Genomic DNA, 22876 nt, shown 5'->3' on the forward strand with positions numbered 1-22876 from the left:
GGCGGGCCTTCCAGGCGGAGGGCCCCGCCGACCGAAGCTCGACCGACCGACACCTCGACGACGCACCCACGACGGAGCACCCGCGATATGTCCGACCGGACCGACACGCCGATGCGCGACCTCGGCCAGGCTGGGGTCGCCCCGTCCCCGAGCTGGGGCCGGGTGCTCGGCGTCTTCGCGCTCGCCCTGGCCTTCGTCGTCCTGACCCGCTGGCCGGTGGCCCGCGATGCCCCCGTGGAGACCGACGAATTCGGCTTCCTGGAGACGATCGCCGCCTACCGGATGCCGATGCATCACACGCTTTTCCTGGCGTCGGCCCGGCTGATCGGCAACGCAATCGGCGACCCGTATCGCGGGTTCATCGTCCTGGACATGGTCGTCAGCGCGCTGGCGCTGACCTCGGCCTGGTGGTGGCTGCGGGCCCTCGTCCGGCCCGCGACGGCCACGGCCGCGGTCGCCTTGCTCGCCGTCTCGCCCCTCTTCTGGGCGTATGGCGCCCTGGCCGGAAATTACACCGCGATCCCGTTGGTCGGCTGTTTCTTGCTGGGAATCGCCGTCCGCACCTATGCCGATCCTAGGCCCTGGCACCCCTACGCCGCGGCGCTAGCTCTTGCGCTGGGAACCGGGTATCGCCAGGACATCGGCACCTTCTGGCTCCCGGTCTTCTTCGTGATCCTCTGGCCGCACCGCTGGAAGGCCGCGATCGGGCCGCTGGTCGTCTTCACCCTGGTGAACCTCGCTTGGCTCGGCGGGATGGTCGCCGATGTTGGCTGGGCCCACTATCGCGAGGCCAGCGCCGAGTTCGCCCACGAAGCCGGCTACCGGAACTCGTTCTGGAATCTGGGTGTCCGCGATGCTCCGCTCCGCTACGCGGTGAAGCTGACGATGGCTCTGGCCTGGACGCTCGGGCCCGCCTTGCTGTTCGTCCCCAGAGGGATTTCGCGGACCCGCTGGCCGCTCGTGGCATTACTGGCCCTGAGCGTCGTGCCGGCGCTTGGCTTCCACCTGTTCGTCCATTTTGGCGTGCCTGGCTATAGCTTCCACGACTTGCCGGCCTTGCTGGCCCTCGTCGCGCTCGGCATCGGCCGGATTCCCTCGGCGCAGGGAATTGCGACTCGCTCGGACCAGGCGCCCGCGAGGCTCGCCTGCGTCGCCCTGGTCATGGCCGCGCTCTTTCTGGCCTATCCCACCAACTACAAGCGAGGGGGGCTCTGGGGCGATTTCGACATCGCCTTCGCCCGGCTCACGCGAGTCGGCCTGAAAATTCCCAGGCCCGACCGAACCCCGGCCGCCTGGCCGACGGCCGTCACCAGGCCACTCGCCGGCGACTTGCTCCCCGGCGGGCGACTGGCAAACTAAATCAGCCGTGGCCGGCTCCGGGTCGCCTCAGATCAGATCAGGTCGAGGCGACGTCTGGGGCTGCGCGCCCGACTGCACCTGGCACAGACCCCGGTGATCAGGAACCGGTGGCCGACGGCCCGGAATCCGTGCTCCGCGGCGATCTGATCGCGCAGGTTTTGCAGTTCCTCGTTGCGAAACTCGACCACCTCGCCGCACTCGGTGCAGTGCATGTGGTCGTGCGACGGATAGCCGTAGTCGTGCTCGTAGGCCGTCCGGTTGTTGAGCCTCAGCTCACGCAACAGGTTGGCGTCGACGAGGAGCCTGAGCGTCCGGTAGACGGTCGACCGGCTGACGGTGCGACCCGCCGAACGCAGGTCGGCGACCAGTTCGTCAGCGTCGAAATGCTTATGAGAGCTGAAGATGTGTCGGATCAGGACCCGACGGGGTTCGGTGAGTTTCTCGCTGCGGATCTCGAGATACTCGCGGAACTTCTCTTCGGGGGATTCCGACACCGACAGCGGGACGATGGGCTCGGAGTGGAGATTCGCCACGTTGAACGCCCTTCGCGAACGCGACGAGGCACGCTCGCCCGGACCAAGGGAGAGCGAGCCTCGTGTAACGAGAATGATTCTTATCTACAGTGTAGCAGAGTCGCCTAGCCCCCGCCACTTCGGACGGCTCACTGAATGGGCGTCAGCCCGATCGGCGAGGGGGTTCCGAGGGGAGGAGCGGAAGGCTCGGACACGCTCGGAGGCGGCGGAGCCGGGGCGATCACCTCGGTCGAAGTCCCGTCGGCCAGAGGGGTTGAGCCGACCGCCTGGGCGGGGCCGCTGATCTTCGCCTGAATGGCCTCGAGCGCCGTGCTCAGGTGGCGGATCGAGTGATCACACCCCTGGGGATTGCCCGAATACGAGAACGAGTTGGCCCGCAGCCGGCCCATGCTCCGCTCGTAGACGACGACCTGAACCCGCTCCATGTAGTCGGTGGCGGGCCCGCCGCAGTGTCCCTTGACCTTGAGCACGTCGCCGGCCTGGATCGCGTCCAGGATGGGCTTGAGCGTCTCGCGGCCGACATGGTGCACGCCTTCGCCGTCAATGACGGTGCCGTCGGCGTAGACCTGGAGGAACATGGCGAACTGCGTCCCGTTGTCCGACCGCCCGAGGGCGATCCGGGAGACGAGCGGGTCGCTGTCGGTGATCGACCGGCTATTGCGGGGCTGGGGCAGGATCCGGGGGCCCGCCGCATTGGGTCCGGCAGGGGCCGGGATGGTCGGCGCCGGGACCTCGGGCATGACGCCCGGAGTGGCGTTGGGGCTGAGATTCAGGCCCGAGCCCAGATTCGGCGGGACGGCCGACGGGTTGTAGGCCGGTGCCGGGGAGAAGTTGGGGGCCGAGTCGTAGGGCGACGGCTGCGAGGCCGGTGCGGCCCCGGGCTTCGCCACTCCGGTCGGCTTGACCTTCTCTTTGTCTTTGTCGGACCCGCCGAGGCGGAAAAAGCGGCCCAGGCCCCTGGGCTCGTCGGCCCCGGATGGGGTGGGGCCGAACGCCGCGGGCGCGGCGAGCGCCAGGGCGAGCACTGGCTTCCATGCGCGTCGCATCACCGACCTCCTTGCCGGTTCCGATCCATTCGTGACGGGCTCCGCCCGTCAGCAGGTCTGTCGCCGTCGAGAGTCGCGGCGGAGGGCCCCCCACGGGGAGTCATCAGCCGCGTCATCCCGAACGAGGCGAGCGGACCTTGGGCAGCTCACCAGCCGCTGAGTTCGTCGAGCATGCGGTCGAGGGCCAGTTCCAGGCGCTCGGGAGTCTCATACGACCCCGTGGCGATCTGGCGGCGGATCTCCTCCACCTTCTCGTGACGGATCTCGGGCAGCCGGCTGATCCCGTCGAGCATCTGGCCCAGGGGCGAGATTTCGACCGAGTCTCGCGGGGTGCCCGCGTGAACCGAGTGGCCGGTCTCGATGCTGAACGAGGCCAGTCGCGGGTAGATCGCCTGGGGCCCTTGGGCTCCCCCTGCACCGTGAATTTCCATCTGAGTCGCTCCCCTCGTTGTGCGTCTGGGCCGGCGGTCGTTCCGTCGCCGCGCCGGTACGTTTCGTGACAGGCCGCTCATGGTTCCACCGCGGAGGCTGCGTCCCGACCGGACTTGGTCCGGTCTTTCCGCTGCGTCGGGGCGGCTCGAATGCCGCCCGTTCGCCCTTCGCTGCGGCCCCGGTCCTTTGCAGTCCCAGGCCCACACCCTTAATGATCGGCTGGAAGATGGTCCGAATTTAACCGAAGTCTGGAAAATGAGGCCTCCGACCCGAGAAGTTTCATTTTCGCATCCTCGGCATCGTCTTGAGCCCTTCGGCCAGATTCTGAGTCGTCTGGTTGAGCTGATTGGTCAGCCCCCAGGCTTTCTCATAGAGCTTGGCGAACGCGGCCTGCTGGTCGGCGGTCATCGCCGTCCCCTGCATGGCCGAGAGCGTCTTCACCGAATCGTGCAGCTCCTGCGCGCCCTTGGTGAAGACCTGCGCCGTGTCGTAGACCACCTGCACCCGCACGTCTTCGGTCGTCGGCTTGTACAAAGGACTTAGGACGAACGGATTGGCGTAGAGCTTCTGGACGAGCTTGTCGCCCCAGTCGGTCGCGTCGCGGACGTTGGCCACTGTCCGCTCGATGTCGGTCTTGTTCCGGGTCAGCATCTGGCCGGCCTGGCTGGTGAGCAGATCGGTCTGGTACAGCACGCGGTCGGCCCTGGCGCGGGTGGTGTCAAGTCCCTCGATGAGCTTGGCCACTTTGGGCCGCTCCTTGATCGCGATATCCTGCGCCGTGGCCGTCAGGTCCTTGACGCTGACCAGGGTTGCGGCCAGGTTGGGCCGGTTTTCCATGATCAGGGCATCAGCCTCGGCGGTCAGCTTCTCCAGGCGGATCAGCGTCTGCTCGATCTTGGGCCCCGCCATGTCGAGCCGCTTGGTCAGCCCTTCGACGTGCGCGATGCTCGACTCGACCTGAGGCCGCGCCGCCTCGGTCGTCTCGCGCAGCCCCGCGACCATCTCCTGGAGCGACGCGAGGACCAGGCGCGTCCTCGGGCCGACCTGGTCGACGGTCTGGCGGACCTCGGCGATGGTGTGGCTCAGGTGGTTGCGTTCCACCGGCCCCATGCCGACTTGCTCCAGGATGGGGTCGAAGAACGAGGTCTCGACTCCCTGGACCACCTGGCCGGGCACCAGCGCCACCGTCGACTTTCCCGACGACACGATGTTGATCCGGCTCTGGCCCGTCAGGCTCGCCTGGATCGTGATCTTGACGTCCTGCTTCAGCTTGCCGGCCAGCTCCACTGGCAGGGCCAGCTTGACCCGCGCCCGCAGGGTGCCGTCAAACTCCGCGAGGTCCACGGCCAGCACGCGGCCGGCATCCAGGCCCGAGATCCGCACCGCGCTGCCGGCTCGAAGCCCCTGACCGTCGCGGAAGACGACGTCGATCGACTGGCTGGGGGCCAGGAACCCCGGTCCGCCGGTCGCCAGGGCCATCAGGCCCAGTAACGCCGCCAGGCCGACGAGCATCGCCGCGCCGGCCCGCACCTCGCGCATCGACGATCGACGACTCATGGTGGGCTCCTCGTTGAGATCAAAAAAGCAGGTTGGTGGCGAAAATGGGGGTTGAATCGAAGGTCAAGGCGTCGCGGCAGCTAACGCCCCGGCGGGGTCATCAGGGTGGGCCCGAACGCGGGGCCGCCGTGGTAGGCCAGCAGGAACCAGCAGGAGTTGACCACGAGGATCGCGGCCGCCGAGAAGCTCGCCGCGCGACAGGCCGCCGCCGGCACGCTGGCCGAGCCCGGCTTCGCCCCGCCCCGCAGCCCCTCGTGGCAGGCGAACAGGGCCCCGATCAGGCCGAAGGCGGCCCCCTTCAGGCCCAGTCCCACCACGTCGCGGGTCCAGAGCATCGCGGCGAACATGCCGAAGTATTCGTGCGTGCCGATGCCCAGCATCCGAGCCGCGATCAGCCAGCCGACGACGGTGCCCACGATCACGCCAAGCAGCGAGAAGACCGGGCAGGCCACCGCGCCGGCCAGCATCCGGACCGCCGCGAGCCGATGAGGGTCGGGGGCAACCCGGTCGTCGGGCCGGTCGCCCCGGACGACGTCGCGGTCGGGTACCGAGCTCGGGTCTTCATCCAGGCCCACCAGGCTGCCCGCACGCAGCTCGGAGACGTATTTCGCGGCCATCATCCCGGCCATCAGGATGCCCGTCATCAGCGGCGCGAAGTTGCGCACCAGGCCCACGCCGACGACGGCGCCCGTGCCGTCGGCGAATGTCCCGCCGAAGTACGCCTGCATCGCCAGCGACGATCCCATCGCCACGTGCACCAGGACGACCAGCGGAGTGACCATCAGCAGCATCCAGTCCCAGTGCCCCGAAACCGCCGCAAGCAGCCGCCGGCTCGGGACTTCGGGGTGCACCAGGGCGCGAGCCGACGCCGGGACCAAGAGGCCCAGGTCGCCCAGATAGGAGAGGATGTCGTTCCCCAGCCGTCCGATCCGGGCCAGCGGGTACAGGAGTTCGTTCGACGTTGCAGTCTCGGTGTCCATCGCCGCGGCCCTCCCTGGCCGGCGCCTTGGGGCGATCGGATTTCTCCCGCCCGAGGCGCGGGGACTTTAACGCAAACGCCTTCGCCTGCCCAGCCCGCCTTTGCGCCCGGAGGCAAGCGTCGTCGATTGACCTCGGACCGTCGGTTTGGGCCCCGTCGCGTCGCGCACGCTGTCCTGCTCGGCGGAGCCCTGCGGCTGCTGGTCCCACCAGGTCTTCCAGCGTGCCTGGGCGGCGGCGCGTTCTGCGTTGTCGCCCCAGGGAAGGTAGCCGAAGTTCTGGCCCGTCCGCTCGCGGAGGGTCTCGTGCGCCGTCAGCCTGACGACGGGGTCGGCGTCGCCCAGGCGCTCGATCAGGGCCGGCACGGCCACCTGATCGGGTTGCCGGTCGGAGAGCCCGGCCGCCCGGGCCCGGACGATGCCGGATGGGTGAATCATCTGGGCGAAGCTCTTGGGAGCCAGGCTACATCCCGCCCCGCTGAGCAGGCAGAGCAGCCCCGCGACCAAGGGCCCGACGAGGCGCATCCCCCGAAGGCCATCAACCAAGGTAAGCTCCCGTCTCTCGACATCCATGTCCGCGACGGTCGAGGGGCCTTCATTGGCCCCCACGCTGGCGGGGTCGTCGCCGGCCCAGCCTTTGATCCCCGAGACAGGCCCACCTTGGCCACGTCTCAGGGCTCGGCGGGGACGCTAACCGATCACGTGTCCGCCGGCAATCTCAACCTCGATCGCCGGGTCGCGGGCGTGACGATCCCGCAGATTCCGGGACTTCGTCGCCCCGCGATGCATGAAACCGGCTCGGGCTTAGTCCGGTTCGATCCGAGCAGTCGAGTTCCGGCTTCAACCCGTCTAGACGGTGGCGTTGCGGTTCACATACAGGGCGTTCGTGTAGTTGGCGCCGCCCAGGTTGTCGTAGACGTCCTGCTCATAGAGGGCGACGAAGCGGAAGCCGAGGGGCTCGAGGTATTCGTGGAGCTTGAAGAAGTTGGTGTGGACGTCGTCCTCGGGGTTGAGCGTGACCTCGCTGTAGACGAACTTGACCTTGCCGGAGGTGAGCATCCGCTCGGCCCCGCGGAGGACCTGGATGTCGAACCCCTCGGTGTCGGTCTTCAGGAGGTCGATCGAGGTGATCCCCTCGGCCGCGCAGAAGTCGTCGACCTTGCGAATCTGGATCGTTTCCTTGGCGGACGACTCGGCGCTCCGTCGCTCGTTGAGCGGGGCGGTCAGGCTATTCCACTCGGAGCTCTTCTGGAGGTAGATCTCGAGCGAGCCTTCGGTGTCGCCCATCGCGAACTGGAAACAGCGGACGTTGGGCAGGCCCTTGGCGGCCACGACGAGCTGGTCGTACGTCGCCTTGACGGGTTCGAAGGAATAGATCTTCGCCTTCGGGAAGCCCGCCGCGTAAGTCAGGACCGACCGCCCCGCATTGGCGCCGACGTCGAAGATCGTCGAGAACCGATCCGTGGATCCGATGCGTTTGAGGTCGAAGCAGAGGTCGTTACCGACCGGAAATTGCCCAAGCCTGGAGACCCTGATCCCCATCCGAGCGAAGGAACCCTGGACGAGCTCTTTGAGGGATGTCACGAAAGCAAGACTCCGAGAGAATGGGGGGCTTCCGGGATGCGTATGGAACCGTCGATCTCTCGTCGAGATCCGGCCGGTCATCAATAATCAATCGATTCGGATTCCGAGCAAGATTCCAGCAGAATCCTCGGGGGACGTCAAGCAACGCGGTCCCAGAGCGACATGGACAGTTCCTCGCGTCTACAAATTTCGACCGCGACGGGATCCGTGGTCGCTAGTTAGGCATCGAGCTTCGCGTCAGTCGCATAAAAGGATGAATCGGGCGAACCGCCAGGGGGAGGGGCTTCACGTTGCCGATCTCCGCACAGGTCGCTCGAAACCAGATCGCAAGGCGGGGACGTCAAGCCTCACTCGCTTCTCCACGTATCGGGAACCGATGCTACGTGAAGAGGCCCGATCCGAGCGACGCGGGCCGGGATCGTCCGATCCATGCCTCGACCTGGCCGGCGCCTCGTCCCGGCTTCTTCGCCCGGGACGGGCGCGAGCAGGCTCGCTCTGAATTCGTGGGACTCGGTCAGGAGATCAGAGCCCTGAGGGCCTTGATGTGGCCCGGGATTGCCTTGAACGGGTCTTCGGGCGCCTCGTACTCCAGGACGACGTAGCCCGAGTAGCGGGCCTGCTTCAAGAGGTCGATGAACTTGGACAGGTCGGCCTCCTGCTTCTTCGCCCCCTTGATGCTGATCTCGGTCTTCACCTGGACGTTCACGGCGTACGGTGCCAGCTCGGCCAGCTCGGCGTAGGGGTCTTCGCCGTGGAAGTTGCCGGTGTCCAGGTTCACGCCGAAGTTGGGGGCATCGATCGCCTTGACCAACTTGAGCAGTTGCTTGGGGGTGGCCGTGATGCCGCCGTGGTTCTCCAGGGCGAGCGTCACGCCCTTCTCCTGGGCGTAGGGGAGGCTCGCCTTGATGCCGGCGATGGCCCGCTCGACGGCGGCCTCCTCGCTGTCCCCTTTGGGAACCGTGCCGGCGAAGATCCGGATCGTCGGGGCGTCAAGCTCGGCGGCGTGGTCGACCCAGGTTCGGACCAGCGTCAGCTGCGCCTCGCGCTCGGGGCCTTCGGGTAGGCAGAAATTATTGCCCACGGAGGTGCCGGAGACGTCCAGGCCCAGGTTGAAGGCGTGCTGCTTCAGGCGGTGCAGATACTCAGTTGTGACGTCGGGCGGGAAGTAGTAGGAGGTCAGCTCCACGGCGTCCAGCTGCATGTCGGCGGCCAGGTTCACGAAGTCGAACAGGTCGATCTTCGGCCCCTTGCCCGTCAGGGCGTCGCGGAACGAGTAGGCCGCGATGCTCAACTTCATGTGGCTGGGCCTCGTCCGGCCGATCGCGTCGATCGCTCGTGCCGTGCGCGGCAAGGCCAGGGGGGAGGTGACGACGGCCGCGGCGGCCATCGCGGACCGGGCCAGGAACGTGCGGCGGTTGGCGGGTTGCATGGCGTCGGTCACTCCGGAGAGGTCGAGGGCGATCGGTCCCGGGCCTCGTCTCAGCCCGGACCGGACGGAACGGTGCATCCAGCCCGCGATCATACGACAGCGGAAACCCGCCGTGCCACGGCCGAGCCCGCCCGATCGAATCGGGGAAGATGCCCCGCAAAGTCGCCGCATTTCCTCCATCCTGGCCTTGCCGCAAGCGCAGAATCGGCCTTTCGTTGCGCAACGCCACCGGCATTGACACCCCGCCCGGCCGCTCGGATGATGACATTCGGATTCCCTCCTCATGCAATCCACCATTCCCAGACGGGCCGCCCGCCATGTTCACGTCCGAGCCCAGCCTGGCCCAGCGCATCACGCGGATGATCGCCGAGACGCCGATCATCGATCCGCACTCCCATATCCGCTGCGATCAGCCGGGTGCCCCCGACCTGGCCGCCCTCATCGGCGAGCACTCGATTTCCGCCCAGCTCCGCTCCGTCGGCATGCCCGCCGCCGACCTCGACGCGTCGCTGCCCGCCGATGAGCGGGTGCTCCGCTCGATCCCGTTCCTCTCGAAGATCCGCAACACGGCAAACGCCTGGTGCCTTTTCCGGATCTTCCGGGACCTCTACGACTTCGACGAACCCAACCTCACCCCGTCGAACTACCGCGGCCTCTTCGACCGGGTGCTCGCCACCGGCGGCGATCCTTCATGGGCCACCTCGGTCCTGCGCGAGAAGGCCGGGATCCAGACCGTCGTCACCACCCTCGATCACAAGAGCGCCGACCCGTCGAAGAACCCTGAGCACGTCGCCTTCCGTCTCGACCTGCACGATCTCGTCGCGCCCCGCCTCTCCCCTCAGAACAGCCTGCTAAAACACCCCAAGGCCGACTATTACGACAGCCTGGTCGGCATCCTGGGGGGAGACCGGCCGTCGACCTCCGAACGACTCGGCCAGTTGCTGCGCGACTGGCTCGACGCGACGGTCAGCGGATCGGTCCGCTTCTGCTCGGCCTTCCTGCCGATCGAGCAGCGGTTCCATGCTCCCGATGAGTCGCGCATCCACTTTGTTCTGAACCAGGCCGCGCACGGGCAGCCGCTGGGCGATTCGGACATCGACGAACTCGTCAGGTCGGTCACCTGGACGATCCTGGGCTGGCACCAGGACCATGGCCGGCCGTTCCAGATCGCCTTCGGGACCGAGACCCTGCCCGAAGGGGGCTGCCTCCCCAGGTCCCAGTCCAACTGGACGACGGAGATGTGCCGCATCTTCCAGCACTTCGGCCGGGCGAAGTTCGACCTGATGCTCGCGGCCGACTCGTCGCTCGTCCAGGAGACGGCCGTCGCGGCCGGGCAGTTGGCCAACGTCTACCTGGCGGGAGACTGGTCCCACAACGTCGCGCCGCCGATCATCGAACGCACGGTCGCGGCACGGGTCCAGCTTGCCCCGATGACCAAGTTCAGCGGCTTCCTGAGCGACGCCCGCCACGCGGAGTGGGCCTACGGCAGGCTCCAGATCGTCAAGAAGTCGATGGCCGGCGCCTTCGCCAGCCTCGTCGCCGCCGGCTACTACGAAGAGGATGAGGTCCCCCCCATCCTTCGACAGATCCTCCTCGACACGCCCCGCGACCTGTACGGGCTGTCCTGATCCGATCGACCGGGGCGACCTCCGACGCGGGCAAATGCTCGCGTCGAAGGTCGATCTCCTCCCTCAGCGCGGCAGGTGTGACGGGATGGAAGGGATTGAGGGCGAGGGCCCACGCGGCAGGTGGTTGGGGATGTAGGGGATGCCCGGCGTGTTGGCGTTCGGGGTGATGTACCACTGCCCCTGGGTGATCGTCGGGAACGGCACGACCCCGCCCCCCTGGTTGCCGCCGGGATTGCCCCCGATCGTCGGGCCAAAGCCGCCGCGATTGAAGCCGCCGGAATTGCCCGCGAAGCCATTGCCGAATCCGTTGTTCCCGCCGAATCCGTTGTTCCCGCCGAATCCGTTGATTTCCACGAAGCCGCTATTCACCCCGAAGCCGCCGAATCCGTTATTCAGGCCGACCCCGCCGAATCCATTGCCGAACCCATTGTTGAACCCGAATCCGTTGTTCCCGACGAAACCGTTGTTGAAGCCGAAGCCATTATTCGCCCCGAAGCCGCCAAATCCGTTGTTCACCCCGAAGTTGTTGATCCCGCCAAACCCATTATTCGCGCCGAACATGTTGGCCTGAATCCCGCGGTTCCCGCCCTGCATGGAACGGACGTTCGCCACGGCGTCGGCGGCCTGGGCCCGGCTGCGGTTGCGGTGTCCGGCCCCGGCGCGCGAGGCCTTGCCCCCCGGGCCTCGTTCCGAGACGACGGCCTGGCCGAAGCCGGCCTCGCTCGCCGAGTCGGCCGCGACGGTTTGATCCTGATCGGAAACGTCCGCCTCGGCCGACCACTCGCCGCGCTGGGCTCGTTTCGCCTCGGCCTCGCCGGCCTCGAACGCGGCCAGTTCGGCAAAGGGGACCGACTTGGAGACGCGGGCATAGCCCTTCTCGACGAGTACCTGATTGACCGGCTTGGCCTCATCGCCCGCATAGAGAAGGCCGACTTTGTTTCGGGCCTTGACCCCATCGGGGACCGCGACGGGGACGAATCGGACCGCTTTGTCCTTGAGCTGCGCTTTCAGGACCTCGCGGCCTTCGCTCCCTTTGGTGGAGAACGCGTCGACCCCGACCAGGTCGACCGTCTGCACCTTGCCATCGAGGCGCAAGCTCACGGTCTTCACCGAGTTGACCGCCACCAACTCGGGAGCGACCTCGTCCGCGGATGCGGGGGCCAGGGCTGCCAGGCAGCCGAGCATCAGCGTGGCAAGACCTGTCACGGGGTGGCGGGGACCGATCACGGCATATCTCCTGGGCATTGCAGCCCGTCAAGGCGAGTGAGGCCTTTGATCTCACCGATCCATCACTAAGAATACGCTCCAGGGCTATCCTCTTCCTACCGACCAGTCGAAAATCAGTCTCCATCGGCGCAAAGTCGATTGGAAGATTGCATGGAGGTCCCCCGACGCCCGTCGGGGGACCTCCCGATCTCAACCCCAGGCCCGATCCGGGGTTGGCAAGTTGGCGGCGCATTCCGGGCAGGCCCGCGCCTCGCGCACGATCTCCTCGCCTGGGCTCAGGCGGAAATCCAGATTCGGACACCTGGGTGAGCGGAACACGCCGTCCCGCCCTGGCCAGCTCAACGGCACGCGCGGGCCTGGTCGCCGGCGCGTTCGCAGCGTCAGGACCACCTCGCTGGGCGAGGTCTGCTCGGCCGACTCGATGCGGCGAGCGAACCGGAGGCCCGCGCCACGGCCTGCCATCGAGCTGGCGATCCCACGCATCACATTCGACACTTCCCGATCCATGCTCGCGGGGCCGCGAGGAAGGACGGGCTGGATCGAGACGACCCGACGGGTCTCGATCACGACGCGCCGGCAGGCCGTTCCGGCCGCGACGACGTCACCGCAGAGTTCGCATTTGAACAGGGCAGACAGCCAATGGATTGCATCCGGGGGGGCTGATGTCCCGGAAGGTCTGGAGGTGAGAGACCGGGCCAACGCCTCGGTCTCACGGAGCCTAGCCGAAGTCCCTCGAATCGGTCAATCCATCCGATCTGAATCTCGGGCCCGATTCATGGGGTTCTCGAAGATCGTCGCGGTCGGACATCATGCCCGGCGTCGCCCGGACCCGCCGCGGCATGCGGGTCGTCCGAGGAATTTCCCGAACAGGCCGAAGATGTCCGGAGATTTCGTATTCGGAGGGGTTCCTCACGGCACTAATCCTGGAGTCATCGCCACGAACCTGAGAGGGTTGAGCAGATGGACGACAGATTCGCCGGGACCACCCTTCACGACCTGGGCACACTCTTCCGGTTCGGCACCGCCGCCGGCCTGACGGACGGGCAGCTCCTGGACCGCTTCACGGCTGGGGGAGACGATGCCGAGGCCGCCTTCGAAGGCATCGTCCACAGACACGGCCCGATGGTCCTGGGCGTCTGCCGCCGGACCCTGGGGCGGGTGCACTCGGCCGAGGATGCGTTCCAGGCGACGTTCCTGGTCCTGGCGATCCGTGCCCGTTCGATCAGGCGGCGAGAATCCCTGGCCCCCTGGCTCCACGGAGTCGCGTCACGCCTGTCACGCAGGACCAGGGCGATGGCTGGGCGAAGGACGGACGTTTCCTGCCCATTACCGGAGCCAATCTCGGCCGAGACGACCGGCGACCTGGGCGACCTCCGGCCGGTGCTCGACGAGGAGTTGAGCCGGCTCCCCGAGAAGTACCGCCGCCCGATCGTCCTCTGCTACCTGGAGGGGATGACCCAGGAGCAGGCGGCCGGCGCCCTGGGCTGGACCAAGGGCACCGTCTCCGGAAGGCTGGCCCGCGCCAAGGACTTGCTCCGAGGGCGACTCGCCCGCCGTGGGCTGGCCCCTGCGGTTGGCTGGATGGCGTCCGGCAGCAGCCCCGGTATCGAGGCCGCCGCGATCACCATGCCCGCGACCCTGGTCAACGCGACGACTCGGGCCGCCATCGCGGTCGGACTCGGGCTGGCGGAGTCGACAGCCACCTCGGGATCGGCCCTGACGCTGGCCCGCGGGGCGATGCGATCGATGCTCGTCGGCCGGCTCAAAGTGGCGGCCGTCGTGCTGATGACGGGAACCCTGGGGGGAGCCCTGGCGATCGGTTACGCCGGGGCAGAGGGGCGAATTCGGCCCGAGACCGAGGCCCCGCCTGCTGTGAAGCCCGTCGAGGTCGCCCTCAAGTCGGCCGACCCTTCGCTTCCGCCGGGCGCACGTGTGCGGATGGGCTCCACGTCGCTGAGGCACGAGGGCCACGTGGTACGCTCGGCCTTCTCCCCCGACGGCAAGACCCTGGCCTCGGCCGCCTGGGACGGGGCGATCCGGTTCTGGGACCTCAAGACCGGCGAGCCCGCCCCCGGCCTCGATCCGGTCTTTGGGCGGGAGGCGACCTATTCGCTCGCCTACTCGCCCGACGGCAAGCTCCTGGCGCTGGGCCGGACCGACGGCACGGTCCAGCTCCGGGATCTCGTCGCGCGGCGTGAGCGGTCCAGATCCAAGCTGCACAAGGGGCGAGTCACGGGCATGGCCTTCGCCCCCGACGGACTGACCTTCGCCTCTTCGAGCGACGAGGAGACGCTCGTGCGGGTCTGGGACTCCGCGACCGGGCAGATTCGTGGCACCCTGGATTTCGTCGAGGCGAGCGTCTCTCCCGGTTCCCTTGCGTTCTCGCCCGACGGCAAAAGGCTGGCTCTAGGGATAAACTCGAAGCAAGGGCTTCCTAGCACGATCCGGATCTGGGATCTCGACCTCGGCGGCAAACCGGTCGTCATCCGCAACGCGCACGGATCCAACCTGGTCGACCTCGCCTTCTCCAAGGATAGCAAGTCGTTGATCTCCAGCGGGTGCGAGCGTGCGCCCAATGACAAGGACGAACTCGGCCGCAATCAAAGGGAAATGAACCTCGTGGCGCACCTCGCCCGCTGGGATGTACGCGACGGCCGGAGGCTCTGGGAGATGGAGCCGCCGGGCGCCGGCCTCCTTGGCGGGTTCGCACTCGCGCAGGACGGCACGACCCTGGTCTCGGCCCATCAGGATCGGCTCCTGGTCTGGGATCTCGCCACGGGTCTCGTCTCCCGGACGATCCCGATCGACCCGGCCGATTTCGGCAGCCAGGCCGACACGGTCGCCATCTCGCCCGACGGCCGGGCGATTGCAATGCTCCGCGGCGACAACCGGATCCATCTCCTCGATTTCGCCACGGGCAAGCCGCTGCTGGTCCGGCCCGAGTCCCACGACGGGCCCATCTATTCCGCCGCGTTCACCCCCGACAGCCGCACCGTCGCGACCTCGGGCGACGACGGCAAGGTCCGGATCTGGGACGCAGCCAGCGGTGCGTTTCGCCGCGTGATCGTCCCTGCCACTGTCGGCCGTGGCAACGACGTGTGCGCCTCGCCGGACGGGCGATTCCTGGCGGTTGCCAGCGAGTTTCACCGCGCCCCGGGGTTCGGCGGCTTCGCACGCATTTTCGACCTGTCCGACGGCCGGTTGATTCACAGCTTGGAATTCGACAATCGCGCCACCCTCGTCGCCTATTCCGCCGACGGCCGGCGGATGGCCGTCTCGACCTGGAACGCCGAGGCAGAAACCGGCGTCTTTGGCGACGAACGTGACGGGTTACCCGACAACTCAATCCACCTCATCGAAATCGGCGAGGTGGCGAAGGTGAGCCCGATCAAGCTGCAAGGCCACAAGGGCAAGATCCTCACCCTGGCCTTCGCCGCCGACGGCCGATCGCTCGTCACGGTGAGTCAGGACCGGACGTTCCGGTTCTGGGACGCCGAAACCGGCAAGGAGACGCGGCAGATCGCCTTCCAGCAGGAGCCGGAACCGAACAATGGGCCCGATCAACCCCCCCGCCAGATCACGTCCGCGTCGCTCGCACCCGACCTGAAATGGGCCGTGACCGGCATATTCGCGGACGATCGGGTCTTCGTCTGGGACCTGACGTCCGGTGAACTCCTCCGCACGGTCCGGGCCGAGAAACATCGCTCCTGGGCCGTCGCCATCTCCCCCGACGGCAAGCGTTTCAGCACCGTCTCGGACACCGCGGCCGGCCCGAACGCCGGCGACGTCCGCATCCAGATCTGGGACATGGCCAGCGGCCGCGAGTTGCTGAGCCTGGCAACCGGCGGCAGGCACGTCATCTCGCAGGCCTTCTCGCCCGACGGCCGGTCGCTCGTCACCGGCATGGCGGACACGACGGCGATCGTCTGGAATCTCGACGAGGCTAAGGGCCCTCAGCCATGAGAAATCCATCCGGTGTCGAATTCGTCGCCGGATGCCCCACGTCAGCCGTTCCCCACGTCCGAGTCTGGCCGGGCGAAACGAACTCAACTTGACCGATGCCGTTTTCGAGGGGCCGTCTTGGCGATCGCATGGGGGGCAGACGCTCCCCAGCGACAGCCCGTACTCGCTCGCCCAGACGCTCCCTGATGCAACGCCCCCAGGCCACTCCCGCGGTCGTGGCTGCGAGGCCGCGCCTTGCCGTCCACCGCCCGCGTCGGCCGTTCGACTCCGGTCGTCGCCGCGGCCTCGTCGCTCAACGCCCGCAGCCAGGCGGCGAAGCACGCCCGTGACGCCTCGGGCCACAATGCCATCAACACGAGGCGGAAGGCGTCCTTTCCCGGGATGCCGGAGACTGATCGAGGACCGAGGGACCTCCAACTCCCGGAATTGAGACCCGACCTCGTCCAGCCCCATCCGCCGCGAACCCGCCATCGATCATCCCCCATGCACCGTCGGGTGAAACCGCATGGAGGGTTTCCTATGCGAACCCAAGCCCCGGCGCAAGCCGTCAGGGTCCGCCAAGCCTACCCATAGGTGCGCGGTCCCTGAGTCCAACCCCCATGCGACGGGCCGGGACGGCATCCGAAATCGGCAGCAACCGAGGCAAGCGGCCCGGCTCCTCGTTCAACACGCAGCGAGACAGGTGTTCTACGCCGGTAAGCAGAGGTACTTGAGCGAGGATCCGCCTGTTGAGGTGGATGTCGAGGGGATTCTCATACGGGAGATTTCCGAATTTCGCTTAATCTTGGTGAACGTATTGCATCTCGAACCAAGGTATGTAAAAAAGAATCGGGTGTCCTGATATGGCCACTCTGTTTGTTGCCTTACTCTCCCCCCCAATCAGAGAGGTTTCGTATGAGTCGCATGCTGATTCGATCTCTTGTCCTCTCGAGCTTTGTGTGCGGCAGTGGGGCGATGTACCATGCCGACGCGGCCGACGAGCAGAAGGTAAAAGGCTCGGCCGTCGCGTTCAGCCAGAACAACGAAGTCTTGATCCTGTACAAGGAAGGGGAGGCCGAAGCGGCCAAGACGAGCGCCACGGAAGCCGGCTTCGTCGTCGTTGAAGATTACAAGCCCGGCCGCTTCCTTCGATGCACGCCGCCCAGGCCAGCCCCGGCACCCGGCGGACGGTCCTTCGCCGCCCGCTTGAACAGCATCGCCACCTCCGAGGCGGTCCGGGTCGTCGAGCCCAACTTCGTCGTGAGCATCCCCCGCCCGCCCGTTGAGCCGGCAGGCGGGGTGGCGGTCGCGTCCGCCAAACGTCGTCAGGGAAGGGCCCGGACCACGTCCACGGCCCCCGACGACCCGAAGTTGAGCGAACTCTGGGGCATGACGAACATCAACGCCCCGACCGCGTGGGGCAAGGTCAACGAGTCACCGGCGGTGGTCGTCGCAGTGATCGACACGGGCGTCGATTACACGCATGAAGACCTCGCGAAAAACATGTGGAAGAACCCCGGTGAAATCCCCGGGAACGATCTTGATGACGACGGCAATGGCATCAAGGACGACGTCCACGGCGCCAAGTTTGCCAACAACGTCGCGTCCGGCGACCCCAAGGACGACAATAGGCACGGCACCCACTGCGCGGGGACGATTGGGGCCGAAGGCAACAACCACCTGGGGGTTATCGGGGTCACCTGGAAGGTCCAGATCATGGCCCTGAAGTTCCTGGACGCCGACGGCTCCGGCACGACCAATGACGCGATCCGTTGCATCGACTACGCGATCGCGCAGAAGAACAAGGGCGTGAACGTGCGGGTCCTGAGCAATAGCTGGGGCGGCGGCGGCGAGTCGCAGGCCCTGGCCGAGGCGATCACCCGCTCCGAACAGGCGGGCATGTTGTTCGTTGCGGCAGCTGGGAATGAAGGCAAGAACAACGACATTACGCCGAACTTCCCATCGAACTATCCAAATCCGAACGTCTTCGCGGTGGCGGCGATCGATATTTCGGAGCAGTTGCCGAACTTCAGCTGCTTCGGGGCAACGATGGTTGACATCGGTGCGCCCGGCGTGGGCATCCTCAGCTCGATCCCAGGCAACGGGTACGAGAAGCTCACCGGCACCTCGATGGCCACGCCGCACGTCGCCGGGGCCGCGGCCCTGGCGCTGGCCCACGCCGACCACCAGAGCAAGTCGGGGCTCGAGATCAAGGCGCTCTTGATGCAGAAGGCCCGGCCGATCGGATCACTCTCGGGCAAGTGCGTCACGGGCGCCACGCTCGACATCGCGTTCCTCGGCTCGACCAACGGCGGCACGCCACCCGTCCCCATCCCCTTCCCCGAGGCGATCGCCTTCCTCGGTGAACTCTCCGGGCAGGGGGGGGCGTTCGCGCTGAACGGGTCGACCGGCGAGGCCAGGTACACCCTCGGCGGCACCCTCTTCAGCAGCAACCTCGAAGCCAAGGCCATCGAGACGACCCCCGACGGCTTCGAGGGATGGGTCTATCGGGAAGACTTCCCGACCCAGCCCTTCGACTTCCTGTTCACCCGCGGGACGATCGGCAACGCCCCCTACCACCGGGTCTACCTCCGCCCAGCCGAGGAAACGGGGGCCCAGTTCTCGTTTTATCTCGACGTCTCGCAGTCCTCGGTCTTCTCGACCTCGGCCTCCGCGAGCGGCACCCGCCGGTACGATGTCATCAAGGAAAGGGTGGAGTCCCTGAAGCGTCAGGCCCAGCCGCAGAATAACGCTTCCAGCAGCCGGGGTCGTTGACCGACGACCCGGCTGCAACCCGACGCGAGGCCGTGGTATCCTCGGCCTCGCGTCGCTTCTTCACCGAGACCCCAATCCGCCGTCCCGAGGCACGATCAAGGGCCCGCCGATGAGACAGGCCCGACATCGACTCCAAATTCGGGTAAACGTCGTCGGGCGGCCAAGGCCGACTCGACGAGATCTCTCAGGAGGCTGCAATGAGACGGTCCCTGGTCGTCTGTCTGGCGATCCTTCCTCTTGTCGGGATGCTCCGGCACACTTCCGTCCAGGCGTCTCCGGCCGACCGGGAATTCATCGAAGTCAAGATCCAAGGAAAGTTGCTCGTCGGCGAGGGAGGGTCGGAAGGCCGCGCCGGTTCGCCCGTGATCACCGCGAATGGGATTTCCTTCACGCTCGAGTTCAAGAAGGATCCGCCGACGCCGGCCAGGCTGACAACCCTCCACAACCATCGGGTCGTGGTTCGCGGGACCCTGAAGAAGGGCGAGAAGGATCAACTCATCTGCGTGGTCGAGGGCGACGTGAACGAAGACAAGCCGGCGGGCCCTGTCACCCAATATCTCGTCGGATACCGGGACGGCCAGCAGTCGACTCTCGCGGACCTCGGCCAGTCGCTAGGGATGAAGGTGGTGGACCGGAACGTGCCTGGCAAGTTTCTGATCCTCGAAACCACCGACAAGACCGAAGCCGAGTTCTTCGAGAAATTGAAGAAGGACAAGTCCGTTCGCTTTGTCGAGAAGAACCTGGAATATAAGATTCCCGAAAAATAGATCATGTCCCAGCGTACGAATCGCGAGTTCAGAGCGGGTGTCCCAGACTTTGAGCATGGACCACGACGTCACGATCCCAGTGACCTGACCAACCAAGGCAGCAGCTCCGATCGATTGATGGCCGAAATGCGGGGCAACCCCCGCGTGACCGAGGGTCGGCGTCGGCAACCCTCGGGGGCCATCCTCGACAGCCAGTCGACCAGGACCGCCGAAAGGGCGGGCCTCACGGTTCCGATGCATCGAAGAAGGAAAATGGCCGAAACGGCGCATCTTGGTCGACGCGCACAGCCTGAACCTGGCGGTCGTCGTCACCTCGTCCGACGTCCAGGCGCAGGTATTGGGCCGCTTCCGGTGTTCGAGTCGACCAGCGTCGTTTCTGCCGACTGACGTGGGTCTGGGCCGAGCGGCGGGCATACCCGATCCGGCCGGTGGTCCTCGAGCGAGAGGGGCCGGGATTCTAGGCGTCAAGCGACGGTAGGTCGTGGAGCGGACATTTTTCCGGCTGGGCCGATGCCGTCGTTCTTCCGACGATGACGAGGGGACGAACGCCAGCCGCGAGGCATTCGTGAGGCTGGCGTTGATCCACCTGATGACACCAGGGCTCGTCAAGAAGTTCCAACAATCGCCCTTCCCATCACGCTTTGAGGCCTGAGTCGCGACAAACCCCGCTTGACCGCGACTTTGAGGCCCCAGAGCTGGAAGCCCGGTTTCGCCCGTATCTGCTGCGTGCCGCCGTCAAGGCCTGGCGGAGTTGGGCCCGGGTCCCACAATGGGTCCGGGGAACTGCTGGGCTTGGGGTGGGCGGCGATGACTCGACGGCGGCAGGTCAGGTTGCGGGGTGTGCGGGTCCATAACCTGAAGGGGGTCGACCTCGACCTTCCCCTGGGCAAGCTCGTGGCGTTCACCGGGGTGAGCGGGTCGGGCAAGAGTTCCCTGGCGTTCGACACGCTCTATGCCGAGGGGCAGCGGCGGTATATCGAGACCTTCTCGGCCTACACCCGCCAGTTTCTGGAGGCGCTGGACAAGCCCGATGCCGACCTGATCGAGGGGATTCCGCCCGCCGTGGCCGTGGCCCAGCGGGTCTCGAAGCGGTCGGGCCGGAGCACGGTCGGCACCGTCACCGAGACACAGGATGCCCTCGGCCTGCTGTTCGCCAAGCTCGGACGGGTCATCTGCCGGGTCTGCGGCGACGAGGTCCACCCGGCCAACCCCGCGACCGTCGAGCGGGCGATCGACGGGCTCGCCGAAGGAACCCGCTACCTCATCACCTACCCCCTCGAGGTCCGGCCCGAGTCCGACCGCGCCGCGCTGGCCGATGCCCTCCGCGAGGACGGATTCACGAGGGTCAGGGTCGGCGGTGAAGTGGTCGCCCTGGAAGAGGGCCCGATCCCCGAGCCCGGCGAGGGGGGCATTGTCGACGTGGTGGTCGACCGCCTCGTCAGGGGCTCCGACGCGACCTCTCGGCGGCTCGACTCGATCGAGACCGCCTTCTCCAAGGGGTTCGGCCGCTGCCGGATCGTCGCCGGGGACGAGGTCCTCACCTTCTACGACGGCTGGCGTTGCAGCCGCTGCGGCGCCGACTACCTGGCCCCCGAGCCCCGCCTGTTCCGGTTCAACAGCCCGCTGGGCGCATGCCCGACCTGCGAAGGGTTCGGCCGCGTGGTGGACCTCGACCTCGAACGGGTCGTGCCCGACCCCACCCGGTCCTTGCGAGACGGCGCCATCGTCCCCTGGACGACACCCGCCTACCAGAGCTGGAACGATGACCTCGTTCAGGCGGCCGGACGCATGGCGGTGCCGCTCGACGTTCCCTTCCGCGACCTGACCCCCGAGCAGGTGGGCCGGGTGGTGAACGGCGACAAGGCGGCCGGTTTTCCGGGGCTGCGTGGGTTCTTCGCCAGGCTGGACAAGAAGGTCTACAAGATGCACGTCCGCATCTTCCTGGCCCGCTGGCGAGGCTACAAGCCTTGCCCCGACTGCCAGGGAGCCAGGCTCCGGCCGGAAGCTCTCGCCGTGCGCGTGGGCGGGCGGAACCTGGCCGAGGTCGATTCGCTGACCATCGCGGGCGCCCTCGCGTTCCTGGACGAGGTCGCCGCGGCCGAGGCCGAGAATCCGGTGGCGCGGGGCATCCTGGCGCAGGCCCGGAACCGGCTCGACTACCTGGAGCGGATCGGCCTGGGATATCTGACGCTCGACCGGCTGGCCCGGACCCTCTCCGCCGGCGAGGCCCGCCGCGTCGCCCTGACGTCGGCCCTCGGCTCGGGCCTGGTCAACACCCTGTACGTGCTGGACGAGCCCTCGATTGGCCTCCACCCCACCGACGTCGGCCGGCTGATCGCGGCGCTGGTCGGGCTGCGTGACTCGGGCAACTCGGTGGTCGTCGTCGAGCACGACATGGACATCGTCAGGGCCTCGGACCACGTCGTCGAGGTCGGCCCGGGCGCGGGCGACGCTGGCGGCCGGATCCTCTTCACCGGCACGCCTGAGGGTTTGGCCCAGCTCGAAGGCTCGGCGACCGGCGATGTGTTGAGCGGCCGAGGCGCCTCGCTGGCCGTCCCCAAGACGCGGCGGAAGCCGTCGGGCCACCTGAAACTCACCGGCGCACGCGGACATAACCTGAAAGGGATCGACGTCGACATCCCGCTCGGCGTCCTCTGCGTCGTCACCGGTGTGAGCGGGTCGGGCAAGAGCACGCTCGTCGAAGACACCCTGTTCCCGGCTCTCGCCCGCAGGCTGAAGAACGAGCCGCTGCCCGCGGCGCCGTTTGACGAGCTGACCGGCACCGAAGCCCTGGGCGACGTCGCCCTCGTCGATCAGTCGCCCATCGGCCGGACCCCCCGGTCGAACCCCGTGACCTATCTGAAGGCGTTCGACGAGATCCGCAAGACGTTCGCCGAGACCCACGAGGCCAAGCTGCGGAACTTCTCGGCCAGCCGGTTCAGCTTCAACGTCGAAGGAGGCCGGTGCGACGCCTGCGAAGGCAACGGCTACCAGGTCGTCGACATGCAGTTCATGCCCGACGTCATGCTGCGCTGCCCGGTCTGCCGGGGCCGTCGGTACCGATCGGAAGTCCTCGAAATCACCTACCGAGGCAAATCCATCGCCGAAGTCCTCGACCTGACCGCCCGCGAGGCGTTCCGCTTCTTCGCCAACAAGCCCAAGGTGCAGAGCAAGCTCCGCCCGCTCATCGACGTGGGCCTCGACTACCTCCGCCTGGGCCAGCCCGCCTCGACCCTCTCCGGAGGCGAGGCCCAGCGCCTCAAGCTGGCCAACTTCCTCGCCTCGACCCCGGCCGCGCTTACCCGAGCCGCCGGCGGCGCCAAGACCCTGTTCATCCTCGACGAGCCGACCACCGGCCTGCACCCGCTCGACACCCTCAAATTAATGGACGCCCTGACCAGCCTGATCGACGTGGGCCACTCCCTCGTCGTCGTCGAGCACAGCCCCGAGTTCATGGCCGCCGCCGACTGGATCATCGACGTCGGCCCCGGCCCGGGCGCCGACGGAGGAACGATCGTCGCCCAGGGAACCCCCGAGCAAGTCGCCAAGTCCAAGACCCCCACGGGAACGGTGCTGGCCGGCAGGCTCGGCAAGAAGCCCCGCTGAGACGCCGTCGGATC

16 protein-coding genes are annotated in these 22876 nt (G+C 67.1%); 6 read left to right on the plus strand and 10 right to left on the minus strand.

Going from position 1 to position 22876, the window contains the following annotated elements; genetic code table 11:
* Positions 1-87 precede the first annotated feature (87 nt).
* On the plus strand, positions 88-1359 hold the full coding sequence (locus EP7_RS15910; protein WP_463522393.1) for a hypothetical protein: 1272 nt from the start codon (positions 88-90) through the stop codon (positions 1357-1359).
* A 32-nt stretch (positions 1360-1391) separates the two neighbouring features.
* Here the strand turns inward: EP7_RS15910 and EP7_RS15915 are convergent, their stop codons facing one another.
* The 8 genes from EP7_RS15915 to EP7_RS15950 all read right to left on the minus strand — a co-directional run bounded on the left by EP7_RS15915 (position 1392) and on the right by EP7_RS15950 (position 8917).
* Entirely contained in the window at positions 1392-1892 is a 501-nt protein-coding gene (locus EP7_RS15915; protein WP_463522395.1) for a Fur family transcriptional regulator, read from the minus strand.
* A gap of 128 nt (positions 1893-2020) precedes the next feature.
* Positions 2021-2938 carry a hypothetical protein gene (locus EP7_RS15920; RefSeq protein WP_463522397.1) on the minus strand — a complete coding sequence of 306 codons (918 nt, stop codon included), beginning with the start codon at positions 2936-2938 and terminating at the stop codon, positions 2021-2023.
* A gap of 146 nt (positions 2939-3084) precedes the next feature.
* Entirely contained in the window at positions 3085-3369 is a 285-nt protein-coding gene (locus EP7_RS15925; RefSeq protein WP_463522399.1) for a flagellar biosynthesis anti-sigma factor FlgM, read from the minus strand.
* 280 nt (positions 3370-3649) lie between these two features.
* Positions 3650-4927, minus strand: a complete 1278-nt coding sequence (locus EP7_RS15930; protein WP_463522401.1) for an MlaD family protein — start codon at positions 4925-4927, stop codon at positions 3650-3652.
* 80 nt (positions 4928-5007) lie between these two features.
* The gene (locus tag EP7_RS15935) at positions 5008-5907 is read right to left on the minus strand and encodes an ABC transporter permease (protein ID WP_463522403.1); all 900 of its coding nucleotides are present in this window, start codon (positions 5905-5907) and stop codon (positions 5008-5010) included.
* A 66-nt stretch (positions 5908-5973) separates the two neighbouring features.
* A complete protein-coding gene (locus tag EP7_RS15940) occupies positions 5974-6450 on the minus strand; it encodes a hypothetical protein (protein WP_463522405.1) in 477 nt (158 codons plus the stop codon).
* A 303-nt stretch (positions 6451-6753) separates the two neighbouring features.
* A complete protein-coding gene (locus EP7_RS15945) occupies positions 6754-7488 on the minus strand; it encodes an FkbM family methyltransferase (protein WP_463522407.1) in 735 nt (244 codons plus the stop codon).
* A gap of 514 nt (positions 7489-8002) precedes the next feature.
* Positions 8003-8917, minus strand: a complete 915-nt coding sequence (locus EP7_RS15950; protein ID WP_463522409.1) for a sugar phosphate isomerase/epimerase family protein — start codon at positions 8915-8917, stop codon at positions 8003-8005.
* Between the two features lie 317 nt (positions 8918-9234).
* Here EP7_RS15950 and EP7_RS15955 point away from each other — a divergent pair, with 317 nt between their 5' ends.
* Positions 9235-10545, plus strand: coding sequence for a hypothetical protein (locus EP7_RS15955; protein WP_463522411.1), 1311 nt, complete (start codon positions 9235-9237; stop codon positions 10543-10545).
* A gap of 63 nt (positions 10546-10608) precedes the next feature.
* Here EP7_RS15955 and EP7_RS15960 read toward each other — a convergent pair whose 3' ends face one another.
* Positions 10609-11772, minus strand: a complete 1164-nt coding sequence (locus tag EP7_RS15960; RefSeq protein WP_463522413.1) for a thermonuclease family protein — start codon at positions 11770-11772, stop codon at positions 10609-10611.
* Positions 11773-11961: 189 nt separating this feature from the next.
* Positions 11962-12255, minus strand: a complete 294-nt coding sequence (locus EP7_RS15965) for a hypothetical protein (protein WP_463522415.1) — start codon at positions 12253-12255, stop codon at positions 11962-11964.
* 477 nt (positions 12256-12732) lie between these two features.
* On the opposite strand from EP7_RS15965, the gene EP7_RS15970 reads away from it, so the two are divergent.
* The 4 genes from EP7_RS15970 (at position 12733) to uvrA (ending at position 22862) form a co-directional block, all read left to right on the plus strand.
* Positions 12733-15735, plus strand: coding sequence for a sigma-70 family RNA polymerase sigma factor (locus tag EP7_RS15970; protein ID WP_463522417.1), 3003 nt, complete (start codon positions 12733-12735; stop codon positions 15733-15735).
* 954 nt (positions 15736-16689) lie between these two features.
* Entirely contained in the window at positions 16690-18489 is a 1800-nt protein-coding gene (locus EP7_RS15975; protein WP_463522419.1) for a S8 family peptidase, read from the plus strand.
* A 197-nt stretch (positions 18490-18686) separates the two neighbouring features.
* The gene (locus EP7_RS15980) at positions 18687-19256 is read left to right on the plus strand and encodes a S8 family serine peptidase (RefSeq protein ID WP_463522421.1); all 570 of its coding nucleotides are present in this window, start codon (positions 18687-18689) and stop codon (positions 19254-19256) included.
* A gap of 807 nt (positions 19257-20063) precedes the next feature.
* The gene (gene uvrA, locus EP7_RS15985; protein WP_463522423.1) at positions 20064-22862 is read left to right on the plus strand and encodes an excinuclease ABC subunit UvrA; all 2799 of its coding nucleotides are present in this window, start codon (positions 20064-20066) and stop codon (positions 22860-22862) included.
* Positions 22863-22876 lie beyond the last annotated feature (14 nt).

Source organism: Isosphaeraceae bacterium EP7, assembly GCA_038400315.1.
Classification (GTDB): Bacteria; Planctomycetota; Planctomycetia; order Isosphaerales; family Isosphaeraceae; genus EP7.